Raw genomic sequence first — 21562 nt, forward strand, 5'->3', positions numbered from 1 at the left:
CAACTATAGAACCTCCATTGAGAGAATTGTTTGATCATCTTCCTGAACATTATTCGTCTCCTCGCGGATGCGAACTAATAAATGGGGTAGATTAAAGGGAGCTGGCTCCTGAAGCAGAAGCTGCCAAAGACCCGATGTTCCCAGCATTGAATTCGTCAAGGATTTACTAGTTTTAGAGTTTTGAGAATGGGTGTAATGTTTAACCTCCTTAACCGTTGCTTCTGTAATCCCATCGCTGATTAGCAGCAAGACATCACCCGAATGTAACGTCAACGTTCCAGCGTCCGCCTGCCACTCCGGAAGAATACCCAGCGGAATTCCCCGAGTTTTCAAGTAATCCGGTTCTACGGTTACAGATGATTCCGGTGCAGATTGCTGTTGGGCAACTAAACGATGCGCCCAAACCAACGGATAAATGTGACCCGCATTTGCATAGACAAGCTGTCGTGAGGTTGGTGTATATCGTGCTAATACCATCGTGATAAAACAGTTGGTACTAAACAGATCATCTGACATAATGCTGTTCAGGTTTCGCATCACTACCTCCGGTTCTGGAGAGATTTCTTGCGCCAATTCTCGGCGCAAGATAGAAATCGCACTTGCCATAAATAAAGCCGCAGGCACTCCCTTTCCCGACACATCACCAACCGCCAGCCAAACATCGCCTTGAGGATGCACGTAGACTTCAAAAAAATCACCGCCAACTTCTCGTGCGGGATAACAGTGGGCTTGAACTTTAACCCCGTCCACTTCGGGTAAACTTTGGCGCAACAAATTATTTTGAATTTGGCGAGCTACCTCCAATTCAGCCCGCATCTGTTCCGCTTGTAACTGGGTGCGTTGGTAAAGTTTTGCCTGAGAAATGGCTAACGCTGCCTGTTCAGCGACAGCTTCAATGAGTTTAATATCCTCTGACATCCAAGGCTGATCACACTGTTGTTTATAAAGGGATAACACGCCCAATAGCTGTTGTTGCCAGATCAGAGGAACAACTAGATGCACCGAATGATTACCATCACTGAGCTGTTGAATAAGCTGGGTTTTCCAGTTTTCCAGCACATTTTGCACAATCGGTTCAACATCAGGTAACGATTCTGAATCGTTTGTTGACTCAGCTTGGTAAGAAAATGAGTCTGAAATCAGGTGATTACCATCGACAGGTTGCAAGATACAACTCGTCGCCTCGAAGGTTTGACCAATCGTGGTGACAACGGTTTGCAACATACTGCCATAGTCTAGCGACTCGCGAATGGCTGTTGTCACCACATTAAAGAGTTCTTCGCGGCGTAAAGCGCGGCTCAGTTCATTAGTTCGTTGTTTGAGAACTCGGTACGTATCGGCTGCTTGTTGAACGATGACTTTCAGACTTTCCGGATTCCAGGGTTTGGTAATATACTTAAAGACTTTACCAGAGTTAATGGCTTCGACTAAATCTTCAACATCGGTATAGCCCGTTAACAGAATCCGAATTGTATCCGGAAAACGATCAACTGTTTTCCCCAATAATTCGGTACCATTCATCACAGGCATCCGTTGATCAGAGATAATGATCGCCATTTCTCCCTGTTCATCCAAAATGTTCAGAGCGCCCATCGCCCCATCCGCTTTATAAACCCGGAACTCTCGTCGGAACGTTCTATATAATAAATCTAAATTGTCAGGCTCATCGTCCACTATCAATAATTTGAGTTTATCTGCCTGACTCATTTTGTGTACTCCGGTTTCTGCTTGAGTTAGAAACAATAAGTTAAGGGGGTTAAAATTTGTTTGTCTTTTGACCTCAAAGCTAGCTGAGGATAGGTGAAAATTATCTTTTTTTCTTTTGGTATATGGCAAATTTCCATAGTGATTAATTTATTTTTGCTAATAAAATTTATTATCATACCATATCTATTTTTTCTTAGAGGAATGAATCAGCCGTTTATTTTACCAAGAGCCTGCGCTCTGCACCAAGCCAGCTATGGAGATTGCCTTTTTTCCCTAGCTTAACCTTCTTCTGGGGCAATGGGGTTGCTACTCAGATTATACTTTCCTGTCCCAGGGCTGGGGGAGCTGGGGAAGCTGGGGAAGCTGGGGAAGCAATGTTCCAGACGTGCCATGGCACTATGGTGAGCTGGGGGATATATTAGCTGTTGCGTTATTCAAACCTGCCCCTACACATTGGTCAGGGCGGGTTTTGAATAAACGTTATCATCAATAACAAAACGAAAGTCCCTAAACCCGCCCCTACAGAGGTGCCTTTTGAATCACCAATGATGAACCATGACCTACACCGTAGACAAACCCAAAGACCAACGACTGTCAATTTTCCCACTTGATTTTTTATCCCGACTTTAGCTCTTTGTAAAATGACAAAGGACAAATGACCGTTAGCGAGTTACTCCCTGCACAACTGGACGAATGGCAGAACCATCAAACAGTCCTGGGTTTCCTGTCCAATTAAAATCATTAATCCGGAAGCTAATCGAACCTAACTCCTGAACTGGGTTGTAGCGCAGGAGAAGACTGTAGGTGCGACGGCTGTACTCCAAAAATAAATCTGTACTGATTTCCTCACCCGTATCCAAATTGTAAGAAGTCTGAAAACCAGCCAGAAACGGACCGTAGATTTGTTGGGTGATGCCAGCAGAAAGCACAATTCTATCCGCCACTCGGTCAAACCGAAATGGGGATAAGTTACCCCGTGCAACTTGAGTGTAGCTGAGGTTAAATCGAGTGTAGTCGAGATAGGGTCGGGAAAAATGCCCAAGCTGACCCACAAGCCCAACTGTACCACTGAGAGATTCCTGGGTATCGCCACTACTATAGGCGCTAGCCACCCCGGTGACTACTCCCCGCACTGCCAAAAAAGGAACTACAGGTCTGGGTGTATATCGTAATCCTTCGGTGGGGGTTAAGGGCAAAGCCTCACCTCGCCAGAGTGTGAAACTTCGGCTTAACGTAGCACTGGCTTGATAGCGCGTTAGATCGATGCGATTATTCTCTCGTGGAGGAGGGGGTAGCAAGTCTTGTCTATCTGTCCTAGCGTTAATTGCCTGAATACCGGCTTGATAGGTGAGATTGATCCCTGTGTCTCCTAAACGAATTACTGGGGATGTAATTACCGCTCCCAGACTCTGCTGCACGGTTTGAAAGCCCAAGGAACCATTAAACAGGCGATCGCGAAAGCTATATTCCAGATTCAAGTTATGCGGTAAACCTGTACCAATAACCTGTTGGAGTCGCACACTGGCTCTGAGTTCTTCGTCCAATTCATCGGGATCAAGGCTGGTGAAGGTGGCTGAAGCCCGTAGGGTGGTTCGGGGGGTAAAGGTGGCATCTAGTTGAGCTTTGAGACCGAAGGAGGAGGGGTCTAAAAGACCATTATCATCTTTGTCTGGGGTATTGGGGTTTTGTTCACCAAGGACGGCTCTCTGGAGAAAGTATTGGGGGGTGACTTTAAATCGTACCCCTGGGGTACTGACAATATTAAACGATCGCTCAATAAATAAACCGCCGCGATCATCATCATCGAAGCCAAACTGAAGTAAACCCGGTTCCCGTTCCCGACGATCAATGACCACCCGATTCCGAAATGTGGGTACGGATAACCCTTGATCGAATACCAGTCGTGGGCGAGTGGCAACGATTTCATCTACTAAGGGCGAAATCCGGCGAAATCGAGCCGTTTCTGCTCGTAATTCTAGTTCAGGGGGAGAAAAGGGGTCATTGGTGATCCGCACATTTTGACCGATCGCTTCTGATCCTTCAAAGTCAATGCGATCGGCTTCATAACGAAATCGATTGATGGTTCCTGTCGCCTGGGGCGCACCCGAAACGACATTCGACAAATTTCCCGTAGTGGCTGTACCAAAGCTTCCGCCGATAAAAAAGGAATAAAAGCCGGGATTGGTTACATCTTGCAGGGGTTGATTGCTGAGAACGCGATCGCTAATCGGTCGTTGTTCTTCGGGAGCATCCGGATCAGCTGGAGAGGGCAAGATGGTCAAATCTGTACCTGATGTGGGGACGTATAATTCTCCACTGGCATCAAAAATCACGCCGCTATCCTGGACAAAGGAATACTCAAAGCGTTCGCCTCGTAACACTTGTTCCCCTCGTGTCAAGGTGACATTATCCTCAGCCACCAAAATCCGATTCGGTAGGTTAACCTGGACGCGATCGGCTTCTAGCAAAGCACCGCGAAACCGCAACAGGACATCCCCTTGGGCGGTAATCACCTGTCGTTGTTGATCATATTCCTGTTGATCAGCGGTCAGTTCCAGCACCCCTGTGATCGGACCGGGAGCCGCAGAGTCAGGGGTTTCTGAGGTTGACGGCTCAGGGGTTGGTTCGGAGGTTTGCGATCGCGGTTGTCGCTGATGCAGATCCGGTGCAGGGACTATCCTTGGGTTTGGTAATGCTGGGGGATCGGATGGGGGAGGTGTAAATTCAAACTCTCTGATCTCACCTCCCCGTTCTTGAGTGATGATACGCTCGACGTTTGAGAGTTCCAAGGTTACGGCGGAGAAACCTACCGGGTTCGCATTCGTTGTCTCAGAGGTTAAGTTTGTGCTGAAAGCATCAGAATCAATCCCTTCTACCTTTTTTTGGTCTGTTAGCGTAGTTGAGATCGGGTCAGACTGGGCATTTGCCGATTGACTTGTGCAACAGGGCTGCAAATCTGCCGCCGTTCCCATCTCTTCTGCTAGCTTGCTCCCAGACGTGCCATGGCACGTCTCTACATTACTCCTCTGCTCATCGGCTTGTCCGCAGGTGGTGACCAACTTTTGCTGAGGTGAATTAGCCGCATTCATTGAACGGTGAGCAGGTATCTTATCCTGTGCGTCTAAAAAGTCCTCACGTCCTTTTATCTCATTTCCGTGAAGCCTTTGACTGGGAACTTCTGCATTGTTTCCACTCAAGGGTAAGGATTCCACCGGACTGGATATTGGGGGTGGCGGCGTGCGATCGCGGGAGTCTCCGGTGCGGTTTGACGGCAAATCATGACCCGCTACACTCGTCTTGGCATCTCTGCTCTGTGACACCTCGGTTCCTTGGTTCTCTGTAGGCGAATAACGGGCAGAAATCGACCGTCCTAGCAGAGCAGCCTGTGAAGATGTTATGTCTGATGAAAACTCTGGCGCTAACGTTTCGGGTGGGGTTGGTGTCGCCAATCCCTTTGGCGTTTGCTGGGGGAGGCGAGTCGGTACTGAACTTAGAGGTGAGGACGAAAGGGGAGCAACAGCGTCCTCAGTCGTTAACGATTGAATAATGGCAGGAGTTTCAGGCGGCTGAACGGGTTGGGGCATTTTTCAACAATAACGGTCGAAGGAACAAATCCGAAGCGTACCGCCTTACCGCGCCTAATCACAGCGGGGCGAGATACGCCTCGCCCCTTTGAAAAACTCAGGGATGAAGCAAAGTCTAATTTACTCCAAATCCCGTCGCTTGGGGTTACGAGCCGGATCGTTTGACAGGAAGCCAAACACGAATAAGGCAACGAAAATACTAACAACGATATAGACCACAATCTTGAGCGTCAGCATCTTGAATATCTCCCAGAGGTATGAATCATCGAATTGGCAATTATGTTGCGTTTTGCAACAACTTTTCTCATCATACCCAATCGTGGTTCCCTTGTTGATCGGCAACGTTTACTCAGGCTCAGGAGATTTGACCGATAGTTTCAGGCAACGTTCTGTCAATCAGCCTGGGATCATTATCCCTACATCCTTATGCACATCCGACTTTTTTAGTCAAGAGTAAGTTCCATGACCTAAGACCAAGGATAAATTCCTTTTGCCATCTGCCTTTGTTCAATCATCCCAAAAATGAGCCTGAACCTCTTACTGATGGGATTTTAGCCTGAAGCTGACATCGATAAACCCAAGTCTGTTACGAAAACAGTATTAAAAGTCTCATCCTTTGTGTAAAAGTATGTACACAATGTTATCCGTGTAAGACTTAGAATTTTGTCGCTTTATGCAGCCTATTCGCACTTTTAACGTTTCTCCCGCGTTGCCAGAAGTTCTGGAACCCTTACGCAAGCTGGCATACAACTTGCATTGGGACTGGAACGTGGAAACAAAAGACTTGTTCCGACGCCTAGACCGTAAACTCTGGGAATCCACTCGCCATAACCCCGTTTTGACATTGGGGATGATCAGTCAAGCCCGTCTGGAAGCGATGGCGGAAGATGATGGGTTTCTGGCACAAATGGAACGGGCGTCTCGACAGTTAGACGACTACCTCAAGGAACGGACATGGTATCGTAAACATCGGGGTAACAGCGATGAAAAAGAATGCTATGCCTACTTCTGTGCCGAGTATGGGTTAGTCGATTGCCTGCCCATTTATTCCGGTGGCTTGGGTGTTCTAGCGGGCGATCATCTCAAATCTGCCTCTGATCTCGGTTTGCCTTTAGTGGCGGTCGGTTTACTCTATCAAGAAGGATACTGCGCCCAATACCTGAATGCAGATGGTTGGCAACAAGAGCGTTATCCGATTAATGATTTTTACAATATGCCGCTGCACTTAGAGCGCCATGAGGATGGTTCAGAAGTGCGGATTTCAGTAGACTATCCCGGTCGTACTGTTTATGCTCGTGTCTGGCGTGTGCAAGTGGGAACGGTTCCCCTGTACCTGCTGGATACCAACATTGAACCAAATAATCCCTACGACCATGACATCACCGATAGACTCTATGGTGGTGATCTGGATATGCGGATTCACCAAGAGATGATGTTGGGGATTGGCGGGATTAGAGCCTTAAAAGCCTTGGGATACAAGGTTAACGTTTATCATCTCAACGAAGGTCACTCCGCGTTTTTAATTCTGGAACGCATCCGTCGGTATATTGAGGAAGAAGGGTTAAGCTTTGCCGAAGCCAAACAATTGGCTCAGTCAACCCAACTATTCACCACCCATACGCCTGTCTCAGCGGGATTTGACCTATTTCCTCCTGATAAGGCGATGTACTATGTGGGTCATTATGCGAATATCTTCGGTTTATCGCGGGAAGAATTTCTGGGGTTGGGACGCGAAGATACCGGGAATTTGGAATCCCCCTTTAGCATGGCAGCGTTAGCCATTAAAACCTCTAGCTTTGTTAATGGTGTCAGTCGATTGCATGGGGACGTGTCGCGGAAGATGTTCCATGGACTGTGGTCTGATCTACCTCTCGATGAAGTTCCGATTACCTCGATTACCAATGGTGTCCATGCTCGCAGCGTCGTGGCAAAGGCAAACCAGGAACTGTATGATCGCTACCTGGGTCCAAACTGGTCTAGCCGCAAGGCAGACGATCCGCTGTGGGATCGGGTGGCTTCGATTCCGGATGAGGAATTGTGGCGCAATCACCAAGCCTGTCGGTCTCAAATGGTCATGTCTGTACGGGAGCGTTTACAATACCATTTGCGTGATCGCGGCGCTACCCCTGCCGAAATTGATCGGGCGCGTGAGGTTTTAGATCCGAGCATTTTGACCATTGGTTTTGCCCGTCGGTTTGCGACTTATAAGCGGGCAAACTTATTCCTACGAGATCTGGATCGGATTAAAAAAATTATCCAAGGCGATAAAGAACGAAAAGTTCAGTTTGTCATTTCCGGTAAGGCACATCCCAAAGACATGCCAGGGAAAGATTTAATCCGTAATATCATTCATACGATTCGGGAAGCGGGATTGGATAACTCTGTCGTCTTTGTTCCCAACTATGACATTCACATCGCCCGATTGATGGTATCGGGGTGTGATATCTGGTTAAATACCCCCCGTCGCCCCCGTGAAGCATCGGGAACCTCTGGGATGAAGGGTTCCATGAATGGTCTGATGAATGTCAGTATCCTAGATGGATGGTGGGACGAAGCCGATTACGTGCGAACCGGGTGGCCCATCGGTCATGGGGAAGAATATGATAATCCTGAGTACGAGGATGAGATAGAAGCCAACGCTCTTTATGAGCTAATGGAAAAGGAAATTGTCCCCTTGTTTTATGATCGCGATAATGAAGGATTACCGCGTGGGTGGATTGCCAAGATGAAAGATGCAATCCGGCTTAACTGTCCTACCTTTAATACGGCTCGTATGCTGCGAGATTATGCGATGCGGGGTTATTTCCCCGCCAGCGAACGCTACAAGGCAATGACGAGCGAAGGTTATCAACCCGTGAAGGAACTTGCTCAGTGGAAACAACACTTATTTGAACAGTGGTACAACATTAAAATTGAAGACATTGACATTGCCGCTGCCAAGGATTTGATGGTCAATCAAACAGTTGCTGTGAAAAGCCGGATCAACTTAGCCGGACTAACGGCTGATGATGTACAGATAGAACTCTACCAAGGTTCAGTCAATGCCAATGGGCAAATTGTTAATGGTGTACCCGTGGTGATGGATTACCAGGGAACTGACGAACACAATATCAGTATTTATACGGCTGATATCAGTTACAGTGCCAGTGGTTTACAGGGTTTGTCTCTGCGGGTATTTCCCAAACACAAACACCTTTCGAGTCTCTATGAACCGGGCTTAGTTCTCTGGGCTTCCTAGTATTAGAGATGGGGGGAGTCGGCTGACAGGTGTAGGGATGTAGGGGCGGGTTTTACAGATAACTTATGGCAAAAACTTTGTCGGGGCGGGTTTAGTTACATCTGGGTGCAACCAAAAAGATAGTAGTCAAACCCGCCCCTACATTAAACCCGCCCTTCTCCCATAGCTGAAAATTAGAATGGGTAAGGGTTATGGCTGAAGTTGACACCAATGTAGTTAAACCCGCCCCTACAGAGGCGTCAGATACCGTAAAAAGTTAGCCAGTTCTCTCTTCTGTTGCTGTACGAGGAGAACTTCAGGTTAAAACCCAACAAAATTATCTCTTCCTTCCGATATCTAAAACTATCCCAGTAATTACAGCACTGACGATGCCAATCAATAGGCTCAAGCCAAAGGTTAAACTGAAATTTGTCCAATGGTTTAGGGCGGGTGTCGGTTGATTGGCAGGTACTGGTAAAATACTCTTGACAATCCCTTCTGCTTGTTCAGTCAGGGCAGACGCAGCCAGTGATGCGGTGCTAATTCCCACACTCGCGATCGCGACGGTTTGGTTGAGAGTGCGTTCATTCTTGGTTTTCTCAATTTCGATAATTCCCCCAATAGTTCTGATACAGGTTTCTAGGGGATTTAATCCGGCTTTCAGGGTTTGGTAATCCCTGTGGATGTGGCTGAGAAATTTCTCCGTCGCCATCTCGCCAAACGCTTTCAGGAAGCCGAGATCGCTGTTGGGGTCAAGTTGTGCGATCGCCTCGACTCGCTTGATGTAGTTTTGAGTGTTTATTTCTAGGTTCGAGGCTTGTTCTTGCAGATAACCTAAACTGGTTTCGTAGTAGTGGGATATCGACAAAGCATGGGCTAAGTCTTGTTGCAATTCATCCAGATTTAGGGGAGAAGCATGAAGGCGATCGGGTAGGGAATCAACCAGTTTTTGGATAACCCGCGAGAAATCTTTCAATGTTCTTTTCAGTTGGCGGCTTTGTTCATAAGTCCACAGTATTTTATTGCGGTAGTGAAACAGACGGATTAAATCGCGGTAGAGTCTGCCAATAATAGTTTTCAGTTCCGCATCGGTTTTATCATCAGGAAACAAACAGAGCAAAATATAGTGATTGCGGTTTAAGCCATCAGGAATAATATCAATTTGTTCGAGTTCAAAGCAAGTAGCGCCTTGAAAGGTTCCCTGTCCTTTATAATTCCGTTGCCATTTGGCGTGGGGAAACAGTTGTAAAGCGTTGTAGCAAGCTTGGGCTGTTAATTCTGGGTCTTGATTGGCTGTGGCTAGCTTACCCCAAACCAGCCAGTTTTCACCCATCTTACCCGGAATTTTATGGGTGTGTTCGAGGATGATTTCTTTTATTTGACTCAGTTTATCCTCTAGAGTAAGTTGTTCCCAATCTGGTTCATTTTCTTTTCCCGAACAGTCGATTTGTAAGGCGTAAGTATCGCCGAGTTTCACTGGATAATAATAGCCATCGAGGGGGTATTTAAATCGCTCGATTTTCTCCGCGCCCAGAAGTTCGATATAGCTAGAGAATAGAATTTCAGAATCTTGGAGTTCGGCGAGTTTTTGGTCACTGAGACTATCCGGATAAATACGCTGCCAAAAACGGCGGCGATTGTCCTGAATTTGCTCATTACTTTGTCCCAATCCGTCTACTAAATCATAGAGGAATAAATCGACAGTGGGATAAATCAGTTGGGGGGACGAGTTCATATAACGTTATCTATTATAAAATCATTGTCGGGGCTGTAGGGGCGCACCGACGTGCGCCCTGTGCTGACTGACGTGCGCCCTACTCAATGTACTGCGTCAGGCTGTAAAATCCTATAGGAAATAAAATTGATTTTTGATTAATCATATTCCATACTTATTCTTAGCCGAATTTACCGGGTTAGGCTCAGAAAGAATTTGAGCAGTTTGCTCAAGTTGGGTTCGATCTAATCTAGCTTCAATTATTGCTAGAGTACATTCCATCTGGGCAATAGAATCCTGGATATCTCTGGTAAGATTGGGGGTTTCTTGATTATTATCGTCGTCAGCGTTATCAGCCGGGAGAAATTTTAACCCTATCTTCTCTTTTGCTGCTGTATCGGTTAACAAGAGACGGGCAGATTCATAAGGTATCTTTAAGGCAGGAATGCTAATTACCAAATCGTGCAATTCTCCAATCCGGGTTTCCAGGGATTGGGCAATATCTGCCAGTTTTTCTTTAATTGTATCAGAGAGGGGCGATCGTTGTTGGCAGAGGGCAGCAAGAAATGCTTTGAGAGTCAGGACATCGGCGTCTTTCATCATGGACTATTGAGTCGGAGCATATAATACTACTTTATTCTAGTTCCCCCCTTTTTAAGGGGGGTTAGGGGGGATCTCTGATAACGATATTATTGCAGTAGGTTTAGGTGTCTAACAACCTTATAAAAGGCTAAAGCCCTTACTACGAACGACGATGAACGACAAACCTAATCTAATTCTTAATACCAGATATCGTAAACGCCGCCCAGTAATACGGATGAGAATAAGGGGGAGCATTATTTTCCATTCTATCCAGTAAATTGCGCTGGTCTTGCAAAACAAGCTGAAGGGATTTATGTTGGGCAAGTTGGGGAATTACTTGATTTAACCACTCAACTAATTGCTTACGAGTTGCTGTTTTTAGCCAGCGTTGAGCCAATTTTAGTGCCATTGGTGGCGATTGTCCCGCCTCAAGGTACTGGTAAAATTTGACAATTAATAATGCGCTAGCAGCTGATTCTACTGTCCACAGGGGACTGATCACATAAGTTACCCCAGCTTTCAGAAAGGCGCTGACTAATCCCACATATTCATCGGTAATGGTTTCGTCGCCAGTCATCGCGGTTTCACAAGCACAAAGACAAGCCAGATAGTAGTCTTTTAAATCCAGATGGATAATATCAGTTAATGTTAGTTGGTCAGTATCGTGGAGGAATAGACAAGATTGAGCCGGATTGCTGGGATTATAGGCTCCATGTCCGGTAAAGTGGAAGACATGATGGGGAGTTTGTAGGGTTTGGCAGAGGGATTCACGAGTTGCGTTTGGGTTTGCGATGAGTGTAACCTGGGAAAATAGCTGACGAATTAATGCTGCTTCAACTTCAGCGAAGGGTAAATCGGATAAGGGTGTAGCTTTTCCCTGAATGAATGGTCTACTTTTGGGATTTTCTACCAGTAATAAAGAATGGAGTGGGGGACAATTATCCGGAGTGTCATTAATCGGGAATTTTCCGCCATCGTCCCTATTTTTCTCATTCTCCAGAATCAACCGCAACTTAGAATAAGCACTAGGGAGATACGTACAGGTATAATTCGGGAAAAAATAGTGCAGGGGGAAGCGGTGCAAGTCGCGGTGGGGAATCAGGATAAGATTTTCAATCGGCTGATTTTGCAGGTGTTCGAGAATACCAGAGATATTCAGAATCGCCCGGAGTTCCCGGAAACTTTCCTCCATTTGATGACGCCAGGGATGATATTTTTTCTCAGTTCCATTGGCTTTCTCCTTTGAACTCCGATACGCCTGATACCGTTGATTCCATTCGGTTAACCATCTTTCCCAAACCAGAACGTGCTGTAACGATTCAGAACGCTGGTCATTCAACTCTATAAACCCTCTGCGAACCTCTGCGTTTCCCTCTGCGAACCTCTGCGTTAAAACAACCTGCAACGCATCAGGTACTATCACAAACGTGGTTAACGCACTCGGACTCAAATGCCAATAAATCGCCGCCGTCGTTGGAGTTAAAAGACGTTGAATCTGGCGGTAATCCAGTTCCGGAACCTCCTCATATCCTAAGAACCAACGCAGACAAGTATTTTTTCCGGTTTCAGCGAGGGTTAAAGCACCAGAAATATCTCCCGACTGAATCGCTAAATCGACGGTTAATTGATTAAATAGGGCAGATTTGAGTGCCAGTTGTTGTTTTTGCGGCGTAGTTCGTTTTGGGTCAGCTAAAAGGCGCTGTAATAGGTCAGCACCCCGACGCTGTAATTCTTGCGCTTCCTCAATTTCTTCTAAGCTTAGTAATACCCGGATCAAATCTTGCAGAACTTCGAGATGTAACTCCTCAAATTCAGGCGGTTTGAGGGTTTGCAGGGCAGTTTTGTAGCTAGTTTCTGCCTTGCGCCAGAAGGAAGAAGGTTTAGCAGATTGTCGCCCTTGGAAATAATGCACCCTGCCAGTTTGGTGATGTAAAACTCCCCAGCCTTTGGGATGAGTATCGCGACGAATGGTTTTATCGAGTGGGGCTTGATAGCTGGCGATTGCTCCCTCGTAACCGCGTAAATTCAGTTTAGGATTAGTTAGGGATGGATGGTTGAGGGAATCTTGAGCAATCTTGGCGATAACCTCCTCAGAGAGAGGTTTTTGGATGAAGTCAATTAATGTCTGGGAGGGTGGTTGCTGGACTAACTGGCTGAGTTTGGGTGAAGGCGGTTGTTCAAGTTGGGCAATAACTTTGGGTGAGTCAGCAAAAGTTTCTTTGAGTAAGGCAATGCTGGAGTGGAGAGAGGCTTGAAATAGAGCAAGATGTCGTTCTCGATTTGTGTTTTGCAGGGTAGGAATTAAGACATTATGGACTTTGTTATATTCTAAGTGAAAGCAAGCAGCAAAGTATTTTTGCCAATAGAACTCACAACCGAATGATTTCATTGCAGCAATCCCCCGATTACTCCACGCTTTGTAGTAATCAGGCTGGAGAGAAATTGCCTGGTCATAACTTGCCAGTGCTTCTTCATGTCGTCCTAACTCACCAAGCGCAATGCCCCGATGTTCCCAGCCTTGGTAGTCATCCGGTCGGAGAGAGATTGCCTGGTCAAAATTTGCCAGTGCTTCTTCATATCTTCCTAACTCCATAAGCGCAGCGCCCCGGTTATGCCAGGCTTGGTAGTCATCAGGTTGGAGAGAGATGACCTGGTCATCATTTGTCAGTGCTTCTTCATATCTTCCTAAGTTACTAAGCATAACACTCCGGTTTAACCAGGCTTGGTAGTAATCAGGTTGGAGAGAGATTGCCTGGTCATAACTTGTCAGTGCTTCTCTGTATCGTCCTAACTTAATAAGAACAAGACCCCGGTTGTCCCAGGCTTGGTAGTAATCAGGTTGGAGAGAGATTGCCTGGTCAAAATTTGCCAGTGCTTCTTCATATCTTCCTAACTCACCAAGCGCAATGCCTTTTCCGCGCCAAGCTTGGTAGTAATCAGGTTGGAGAGAGACTGCCTGGTCAAAATTTGTCAGTACCTCTTCGTATCGTCCTAACTTAAAAAGAACAGCACCCCGGTTGTCCCAGGCTGGGTAGTAATCAGGTTGGAGAGAGATTGCCTGGTCAAAATTTGCCAGTGCCTCTTCGTATCGTCCTAACTCACCAAGCACAACGCCCCGGTTGTCCCAGGCTGGGTAGTAATCAGGTTGGATAGAGATTACTTGGTCAAAATTTGCCAGTGCTTCTTCATATCGTCCTAACTCACCAAGCGCAGCGCCCCGGTTGTACCAGGCTGGGTAGTAATCAGGTTGGATAGAGATTACCTGGTCATAACTTGTCAGTGCCTTTTCGTATCGTCCTAACTTACCAAGCATAATACTCCGGTTAAACCAGGCTGGGTAGTAATCAGGTTGGATAGAGATTGCCTGGTCATAACTTGTCAGTGCCTTTTCGTATCGTCCTAACTCACCAAGCGCAACGCCCCGGTTATGCCAGGCTTGGTAGTCGTCAGGTTGGAGAGAGATTACCTGGTCAAAATTTGCCAGTGCTTCTTCATGTCGTCCTAACTCACCAAGCACAACGCCCCGGTTGTCCCAGGTTTTGTAGTCATCAGGTTGGAGAGAGATTAATCGGTCAAAATTTGCCAGTGCTTCTTCATGTCGTCCTAACTTAAAAAGCGCAGCGCCCCGGTTGTCCCAGGCTGGGTAGTAATCAGGTTGGATAGAGATGACCTGGTCAAAATTTGCTAGTGCTTCTTCATGTCGTCCTAACTCACCAAGCGCAACACCCCGTTTAAACCAGGCTTGGTAATCATTGGGTTGGAGAGAGATTAGCTGGTCAAAATTTGCCAATGCCTCTTCATATCTTCCTAACTCAGACAAGGTGACGCCCTGGTTAAACCAAAACTCTGCATCTGAAACTGTGGAAAAATTGCTCGCAGAAACCGACTTTTGATTATATCCAGAACGATTTAAACCAGCCAATAGCTGATTCAACTTCTCAACCTCACTTAAACTCGCCCCTTGCTCATTCCCCCCAGATATTGCCGATTCAGTTATCACAGAATTATCCGGTTCCGGCACAACCAACAACCCCTCTGCCAACTCCCGCGCCACCCGTGCTAATTCCCCATGTGCCACCTCTGCCAACCGCCTCAACCGCCGCGCCAACTCCTGATGCACCTCTGGCTGTGCCAACCAGCGCTGACCAAAATCCTGTAACCACACTGCCAGCCGTTGCTGATTCACATTCCGACTCATCAAAAATGCCTGCAACTGTCCCCAAGTTTTCCCCTGCGCTACTTCTGCCAATAGCGCTAAAACCACATTCTCGTAATCCAAATCACTGGGTTCAGTTGGTGGAGGTGGAGGCGGTGGCGGTTGGCGCATCAACCAGCGTTTCAGCCAACGCCAGAGTTTAGCGAGTAAGTTGAACATGGGATTGAGGGCTGAGGTTTCACGGTAGCTGACGCTTCTGTAGGGGCGGGTTTCACTATTATCTTTTCGGTTGCATCCGGATGTCACTAAACCTGTCCCGACTGGGGTTTCACTTTATATTGTGGTCAAGATTAATTTTAAATATAGCAACTGCCATAGCGGTTAGGACACATCATTTAGTTCCAGACGTTCCGGCGGAACGTCTCTACAACAGTTGGGATTGAGGGCTGACGTTTCACGGTATCTGACGCTTCTGTAGGGACGGATTTCACGACTATCTTTTTGGTTGTATCCAGATGTTACTAAACCTGCCCCAACTGGGGTTTCACTTTTATATTGGGGTCAAGATTAATTTTAAGATAATCCAGTTCAGTGGCAAAGGTGCGTTACGCTACGCTAACGCACCCTACTGGACTGACACAGCTAAAATTGTGGAATAGATTTATCGTTAAACTGGGCGCACGTCGGTGCGCCCCTACAATTCTAATCCACCAATTAAGGTGTGCTACGCCGCCATCGTGGGTTGAGCGAAGTCGAAACCCACCAGCATACCAGCCAGTGGCATTCGCTCTAAGATTTAGGTGGCAAGGTACTTAAATCCTCTAACACTTTTGTCACAGATTGATATCGATCCATAAAATAGTAACGCACCATTTTTTCTAATATCTCAGCGAATTCCTTACTCACATTTGCCAAATGACGCCAGCTAATTTCCCCGGTCTCTGAATCCAGAACTAACTGGTGCGGAGGAATGCCTGTCAGCGCTTGAATCCCAATCACCCCAACCGCATAAATATCGCTACTCAGAGTCGGGTGTCCGGCATATTGTTCTGACGGTGCATAACCACGAGTACCAACTGCTACCGTATGATGTTCCTGGGTATCATGTTCCTGATCCAGTTTTTGTTGGGGTTGAATCTGTTTAACTGCGCCAAAATCAATTAACACCAAATTACCGTCAGTTTGGCGACGAATAATGTTACTGGGTTTGATATCTCGGTGAATAACATTGTGGTCATGGATAAATACCAGAATTTCTAAAAGCCCTTTGATTAACGTGATGACTTGCTCCTCTGGCATCCGTTTATCTACAGGTAGCTCGTCGCTGAGTGAATCTCCTTTAATGTATTCTTCAACCAGATAAAATTCCCGACTTTCTTCAAAATATGCCAGTAACTGGGGAATCTGAGCATGTCTACCCAACTTTTCTAAGATTTCTGCTTCGGTATGGAATAGGCGTCTGGCAATGGCAAGAAATCGTTCATCACGACGGGCTGGTTTTAAATGCTTGACCACACATTTGGGTTTACCGGGTCTATGACTATCTTCCGCTAAATAGGTGAGACCGAATCCCCCAGAACCAAGCACCCGATTGATTTTATAGCGTCCGGCTAAAAGATTAGGATTGTCCGATTGTTTAACAGTGGGCGCGGGTGGGCTGGTAACGGCGTCAGGTGTCCAAATTGCCGTTGAATCATTCCCTTGTTGGGGCGATGGGGCGATCGCTGTTTCTTCACTCAGGGTTACCTCGTGCTGGTCTGCAATCAGTGTCTTATCATCATCTTCATCGTCCTGAGTGGTAAGCGGAACTCTGGTGCTATCCTGCAACATCCCCTGCAGGGCGATGAGATTATTCTCCTGTTCTTGGAGCAAACGGGCAAAATGGGCGCGTTCTTGCTGATTTTGGTAGGCGCTGTAAGCCAAGACCCCTGTCGATGACATCACCAGTCCCAAGATGGGTGTGATTACGGGTATCCACCCGGCTTCCAGAAACACGATGAAGGATATACCGCCTACCAGACCAATAGCTACTATTTCAGCCAGCAGCAGTTGTTGGATATTGCGGGTAACGTATATCAAGATACCTCCCGTCAATGACCAAAATCCGATCCAGAGGACTTCTCCCCATTCCGGCATAAACCAAAATAGCTTGCGTTCATTCAGAACCGTACTGAGAAGTTGACTGACAATTTGACCATGAACCACGACTCCCGGCATTTTTTTCAGCACGTCCCCTTCAGAACTGTAGGGGGTGAAGAACAGATCATTTACCGCTGGATCAGAAATTCCAATCAGGACGATGCGGTCTTTGACTAAGCTGGGATCAACCCGGTCTTCCAGAACATCTGCCAGGGTAACAGTATCGGCGAGTTTGTCCCCAGAGCGGTAATTTAACAAAATTTGATAGCCCCCTGCATCCGCCCGCTGATACCCTCCTGACTTGGGCTGTAGGGGTTTGAAAATAACGTCTCCCCATTTGAGATACTCTTGTTCGTCTTGTTCGTCTTGTTCGTCTAGGGTAACCGTTTGGGGTTCAATTCCTTGTTTTTCAAGATAGAACCGAGCTAACTGAAAGCTAAATGAAAGAGGGGTGTTGCAACCTTCAGGAATGTCAGCACTGTGAAACAACAATGCCCGACGCACTACACCCCCTTCATCAATGGCTAAATCCGCAAAGCCAACCTGCTCGGGCGGTACACTTTCCGGTGGGGGAGTCCCGTCCGTGGTTTCGTCCCCCAAGCGACAAATGGGGATGATATTATCACTTTGTTTAAACAGTTGGGTTAATTCAGGGTTACCGGGGGGGATGGGAATATCTCGATAAAGATCCAGACCGATTACAGTTGGTTCATGTTGCTGAAGCTTGGAGAGAAGTTTATGCATCAGAGCATCAGTCATGGGCCACTGCTCTCTGGATTGCCACTGCTCTAAGGATGCAGTATCCTGCTCCGTCACTTCCACCACTAACAGGCGGGGGTCAGGGGGTAAACTGGGTCGCAACTGCATCAACCGATCATAGGCATAAAGCTCTAACGGCTCCAACAGGGCTAACTGGCGAGTTCCCAGCAACACACCTGTCACCGCCAAACTGGTGAGTAAGACTGGATTTTTCCAGGTTAAACTACCAATGCGTTTAAGACGCGACCATAAGACAGAGAGCTTTGACTCTTCGCTTTGCTCAAGAGCATGGTTTTGATATAACTCCCCACTAGTCTCTTTCACGTATCTGATTACCCACAACTAACACCTTAACGCTAGCAAGAATTTCCCTGAACTGTAACTCTCATTAATACCGAATTCAGTAGACACTGGGATCTATTATGACTCACACTGGGCTGGATAATAATCCTCTGATTAACGATAAATAGGGGTTGCTGAATAAGTCTTGTGGTGGGGAGAGGGAATAGGGAACACCTCGGTTTCGCTCGGTGTGGAATAGGCAATGGGCAATGGTTGACCCTTCGGCTTCGCTCAGGGTCAACCCTCTGTCGAGGGAAAATTTGGTGCTTAGGTCAGCGAAAAGTAAGTAGGGTGGGCATTGCCCACCCCACCCAAAGAAAGACTAGCCGCTTAATTTATTTTTCAGTCATCGTGTACGCCCCATCCCAGTCATCCGGCGGGGGTTCTTGGAGAAAATGTTGACACCGCTTCAGGTGTAACGCAGCCGCTTTGTCATTTTTGTCAAATTCTTCCATGATAATCCCAAATTCACCCATCGCCCGGGTAAACTTGCGGTTGAGATAATGCTCCCGCCCTTTGTGGTAATGTTCGATAATTTCCTCTTTTTCAGCCGAAATGGGATCAGAACGCAGTCCCACCAGTTCGTAAATTTTGACTGGCTTATTCTTCCCTTTGACCCGAATACAATCAAGTTCCCGATACCAAATTTTATCCTGGCAGGGATTAAAGGTATATTCGCTAATGATAATGTCACAGCCATATTGCTTACTGGCACCTTCCAGACGAGAGCCTAAGTTGACACCATCGCCAATGGCGGTGAACTCCATCCGCTTACTCGAACCAATATTGCCGCTAATTACGCTGTCGGAGTTAATCCCAATCCCAATGCGAATTTCTTCTTTTTTCTGGGCTAAACGACGGGCATTAAAATCTGCCAGTCGGTATCGCATTTCCACTGCCGTTTGTACCGCTCTCCAGGCGTGATCGGGTAAGGGTAAGGGCGACCCAAATACCGCCATAATCGCATCACCGATGTATTTGTCAAGGGTGCCTTTATACTTAAAGATTGCCTCGACCATCGATTCAAAATAGTCATTGAGCATCCCCACCACTTCTTCCGCTTGCAGTTTTTCGGTCAAAGAGGTGTAGCTGCGAATATCGGAAAACAGCACCGAAACTTCTTTGCGATCGCCTCCCATTTTGGCATCACCCAGTTTCAGCAGTTCTTCTGCCAATTCCTGAGTCATGTACCGATACATGGTACTCTTGAGGCGCTTTTCATCACTGATGTCATCCATCACCACCAGCGCTCCATACACATTGGTTAGATCACTGGTATCGGCAATGGAGTTAATCGACAAATGCACGCTATGTTCTTCATCGCTGGGCGTCAGCAATATCTGATCCGGGTAGTACTGATTCCGGTCTTTCTCACTTCTAGCGTCTAAGGCACTTTGTAGCAATTGGGCAAAGCTGGCAAAACTGCCCTCTTTCTCTTTAATTTTCACCAACTCTGACACCGATCGCCCTTCGATAGTATCTCCCTTACTAAAGCCCAGCAGTTGCTTGGCGCTTTCATTCGCCGCGATCACTTTACCCGCTTTGTCAGTGGAAATCACACCATTGGTGAGACTGCGAAGGATATCCCGCTGCATTTGCTCCTGCTGCTTCACCGTGGCGAACAGTTTCGCATTTTGCAGCGCCACACCCGCTTGGATATTAAACGCTTCCATGAAAGCAATATCGCTTTGATCGAAACTCGCTTTCCAGCATTCCGGTGCGTCTTGTTCCTCTTTATCGGGATTCGGTTCGTAAGCAGGAAAATCGCCCTTCTTCTTCTTATTCACCAACTGAGTGACGCCAATTAACTCACCATCGGCGTTATAGACTGGCATACACAGCAAGCTACAGGTACGATATCCAGTATTGCGATCAGTTTCCCTGGCTTTCTCGGAATCGGGATGATTGTACAGGTCAAAGGGGATATTGAGAATTTCGCCCGTCAGTCCCACTCGACCCGCAAAACCCGCTCCGATGGGAACCCGCAGTTCTTTCATCGAACCCCCAGCCTGAGCAATCTTCGTCCACAAATCATTGCGTTCGTGATCAATCAACCACAAAGTCGAGCGATCGGCATTCATCAACTCCTTGGCTTCATCCATCACCCGCTTGAGCGTTTCTTCCAAGTCCAAACTGCTCTTACTCAGGGATTCAGTCGCCTTCATCAGAGCATTCGCCGCTCGCTGTTGCTGAGTTGCCATGTAAAATGACTTGGACGACTCCAGAATCAGGCGGATGGAAGGAGCAAATTCTTCAAAAAGTTTCTGGTCGCTTTCGCTAAACCCTTGTTTATCAATTTTTTCTTCTAAGGGTAAATCATCCTCAGGCTCATGATCCGGCTTCAGCTTATTCAGTAGCTGAACCACCGCTACCAAGTCTCCCTTCTCATTGAGTAAAGGAAGCGTCAACATGGTATACGTCCGGTATCCGGTTGTCTTATAGAGTTTTTTCGACCCTTCTGATCGCGGATCATCGAAGAAATCATAAGGATTATTGACAACCTTTTTAAAGGTTGCCACTTCCCCAGCAATTCCTTGATCAGCCGGAATCCGCAGTTCTATGGTTTTTTCATTCTCACCCTCGGCGACAATCGAAAATAATTCATTTTTATTTTCATCCAGTAAAAATATTGTTGTCCGGTCTGCACCCAAAAGCTCTGCTGTCTTCAAGGTGATAGCATTGAGCATCTCCTGCAGAATTGTCTCAAACCCTTGGCTGTCGAGAAGCATGGACAGGGTTTGATGAACCACTTCGAGTTTCTTTTCCACTCCCGTGACAACTTCTTTGAAGCTGTCTTGAGTCAGGGGCGCAAGAAACGCCGTAAATGTTCCATTTGTAGTCGCTAACGCACCAGCCGAGGCAGGTTGATGTTCATGCGCTCGTTGGTCGTCAGTATAGATTGGCGTTATATCAACGGTATCTCCATTGTGATCCGCAGACCTGGGTGAAAATGCAGCTGTCATATTTCTCGTTAGGGTCAGAGAACATTCCTGGCATACGAATAAGATTACTCTATCAGTTAAAGTTTTACCACTCAGGTTTATTTTATTGGCAAGATGAGGGAGCTGGCAAAGCTGGGGGAGATGGGGGAGATGAGGGAGATGGGGAAGATGAGGGAGATGGGGAAGCTGGGGGAGATGGAGAAGTTGGGGGAGATGGGGGAGATGGGGAAGATGAGGGAGATGAGGGAGATGGGGGAGATGGAGAAGCTGGGGGAGATGGGGAAGCTGGGGGAGATGGAGAAGTTGGGGGAGATGGGGAAGATGGGGGAGATGGGAGACAAAATTTCTATCGCCTATTACCTATTGCCTATTGCCTATTGCCTATTGCCTGTTCCCTATTGCCTGTTCCCTGACAAATGA

The 21562-nt window shown here is 47.0% G+C and carries 10 protein-coding genes; 2 read left to right on the top strand and 8 right to left on the bottom strand.

Annotated features, from left to right (window positions below):
* Nucleotides 1–3 precede the first annotated feature (3 nt).
* From RIE73_RS22015 to RIE73_RS22025, 3 genes are all read right to left on the bottom strand, one after another.
* On the bottom strand, nucleotides 4–1707 hold the full coding sequence (locus tag RIE73_RS22015; RefSeq protein ID WP_446403223.1) for a SpoIIE family protein phosphatase: 1704 nt from the start codon (nucleotides 1705–1707) through the stop codon (nucleotides 4–6).
* 662 nt (nucleotides 1708–2369) lie between these two features.
* Nucleotides 2370–5291 (bottom strand): DUF3769 domain-containing protein, encoded by a 2922-nt coding sequence (locus tag RIE73_RS22020; protein ID WP_446403224.1) that lies wholly within the window; start codon nucleotides 5289–5291, stop codon nucleotides 2370–2372.
* A gap of 120 nt (nucleotides 5292–5411) precedes the next feature.
* Complete coding sequence (locus tag RIE73_RS22025) at nucleotides 5412–5528, bottom strand: photosystem II reaction center protein I (protein ID WP_006099131.1); 117 nt, start codon at nucleotides 5526–5528, stop codon at nucleotides 5412–5414.
* Nucleotides 5529–5964: 436 nt separating this feature from the next.
* Here RIE73_RS22025 and glgP point away from each other — a divergent pair, with 436 nt between their 5' ends.
* Nucleotides 5965–8529, top strand: coding sequence for an alpha-glucan family phosphorylase (gene glgP, locus RIE73_RS22030; protein ID WP_446403225.1), 2565 nt, complete (start codon nucleotides 5965–5967; stop codon nucleotides 8527–8529).
* A 316-nt stretch (nucleotides 8530–8845) separates the two neighbouring features.
* Here the strand turns inward: glgP and RIE73_RS22035 are convergent, their stop codons facing one another.
* The 5 genes from RIE73_RS22035 to RIE73_RS22055 form a co-directional block, all read right to left on the bottom strand.
* Nucleotides 8846–10243: a hypothetical protein gene (locus RIE73_RS22035; protein ID WP_446403226.1), complete on the bottom strand. Its 1398-nt coding sequence runs from the start codon at nucleotides 10241–10243 to the stop codon at nucleotides 8846–8848.
* A gap of 141 nt (nucleotides 10244–10384) precedes the next feature.
* Nucleotides 10385–10825, bottom strand: a complete 441-nt coding sequence (locus tag RIE73_RS22040; RefSeq protein ID WP_446403227.1) for a hypothetical protein — start codon at nucleotides 10823–10825, stop codon at nucleotides 10385–10387.
* Between the two features lie 169 nt (nucleotides 10826–10994).
* Nucleotides 10995–15266 carry a CHAT domain-containing protein gene (locus RIE73_RS22045; protein ID WP_446403228.1) on the bottom strand — a complete coding sequence of 1424 codons (4272 nt, stop codon included), beginning with the start codon at nucleotides 15264–15266 and terminating at the stop codon, nucleotides 10995–10997.
* A gap of 483 nt (nucleotides 15267–15749) precedes the next feature.
* Nucleotides 15750–18182 carry a CHASE2 domain-containing protein gene (locus RIE73_RS22050; RefSeq protein ID WP_446403229.1) on the bottom strand — a complete coding sequence of 811 codons (2433 nt, stop codon included), beginning with the start codon at nucleotides 18180–18182 and terminating at the stop codon, nucleotides 15750–15752.
* Between the two features lie 353 nt (nucleotides 18183–18535).
* Nucleotides 18536–21163 (bottom strand): GAF domain-containing protein, encoded by a 2628-nt coding sequence (locus RIE73_RS22055; RefSeq protein WP_446403230.1) that lies wholly within the window; start codon nucleotides 21161–21163, stop codon nucleotides 18536–18538.
* Between RIE73_RS22055 and RIE73_RS22060 the strand changes: the two genes are divergently transcribed.
* Complete coding sequence (locus RIE73_RS22060) at nucleotides 21151–21555, top strand: hypothetical protein (RefSeq protein WP_446403231.1); 405 nt, start codon at nucleotides 21151–21153, stop codon at nucleotides 21553–21555. The genes RIE73_RS22055 and RIE73_RS22060 overlap by 13 nt on opposite strands.
* The last annotated feature ends 7 nt before the right edge of the window (nucleotides 21556–21562 follow it).

It is taken from the genome of Coleofasciculus sp. C1-SOL-03, from assembly GCF_040220555.1.
Taxonomy (GTDB): Bacteria; Cyanobacteriota; Cyanobacteriia; order Cyanobacteriales; family Coleofasciculaceae; genus Coleofasciculus.

What these genes read in the sequence shown, in the direction of transcription:
- RIE73_RS22015 (WP_446403223.1), bottom strand. Translation starts at nt 1,707, where the DNA reads ATGAGTCAGGCAGATAAACTCAAATTATTGATAGTGGACGATGAGCCT.
- RIE73_RS22020 (WP_446403224.1), bottom strand. Translation starts at nt 5,291, where the DNA reads ATGCCCCAACCCGTTCAGCCGCCTGAAACTCCTGCCATTATTCAATCG.
- RIE73_RS22025 (WP_006099131.1), bottom strand. Translation starts at nt 5,528, where the DNA reads ATGCTGACGCTCAAGATTGTGGTCTATATCGTTGTTAGTATTTTCGTT.
- glgP (WP_446403225.1), top strand. Translation starts at nt 5,965, where the DNA reads ATGCAGCCTATTCGCACTTTTAACGTTTCTCCCGCGTTGCCAGAAGTT.
- RIE73_RS22035 (WP_446403226.1), bottom strand. Translation starts at nt 10,243, where the DNA reads ATGAACTCGTCCCCCCAACTGATTTATCCCACTGTCGATTTATTCCTC.
- RIE73_RS22040 (WP_446403227.1), bottom strand. Translation starts at nt 10,825, where the DNA reads ATGATGAAAGACGCCGATGTCCTGACTCTCAAAGCATTTCTTGCTGCC.
- RIE73_RS22060 (WP_446403231.1), top strand. Translation starts at nt 21,151, where the DNA reads ATGCAGCTGTCATATTTCTCGTTAGGGTCAGAGAACATTCCTGGCATA.
- RIE73_RS22055 (WP_446403230.1), bottom strand. Translation starts at nt 21,163, where the DNA reads ATGACAGCTGCATTTTCACCCAGGTCTGCGGATCACAATGGAGATACC.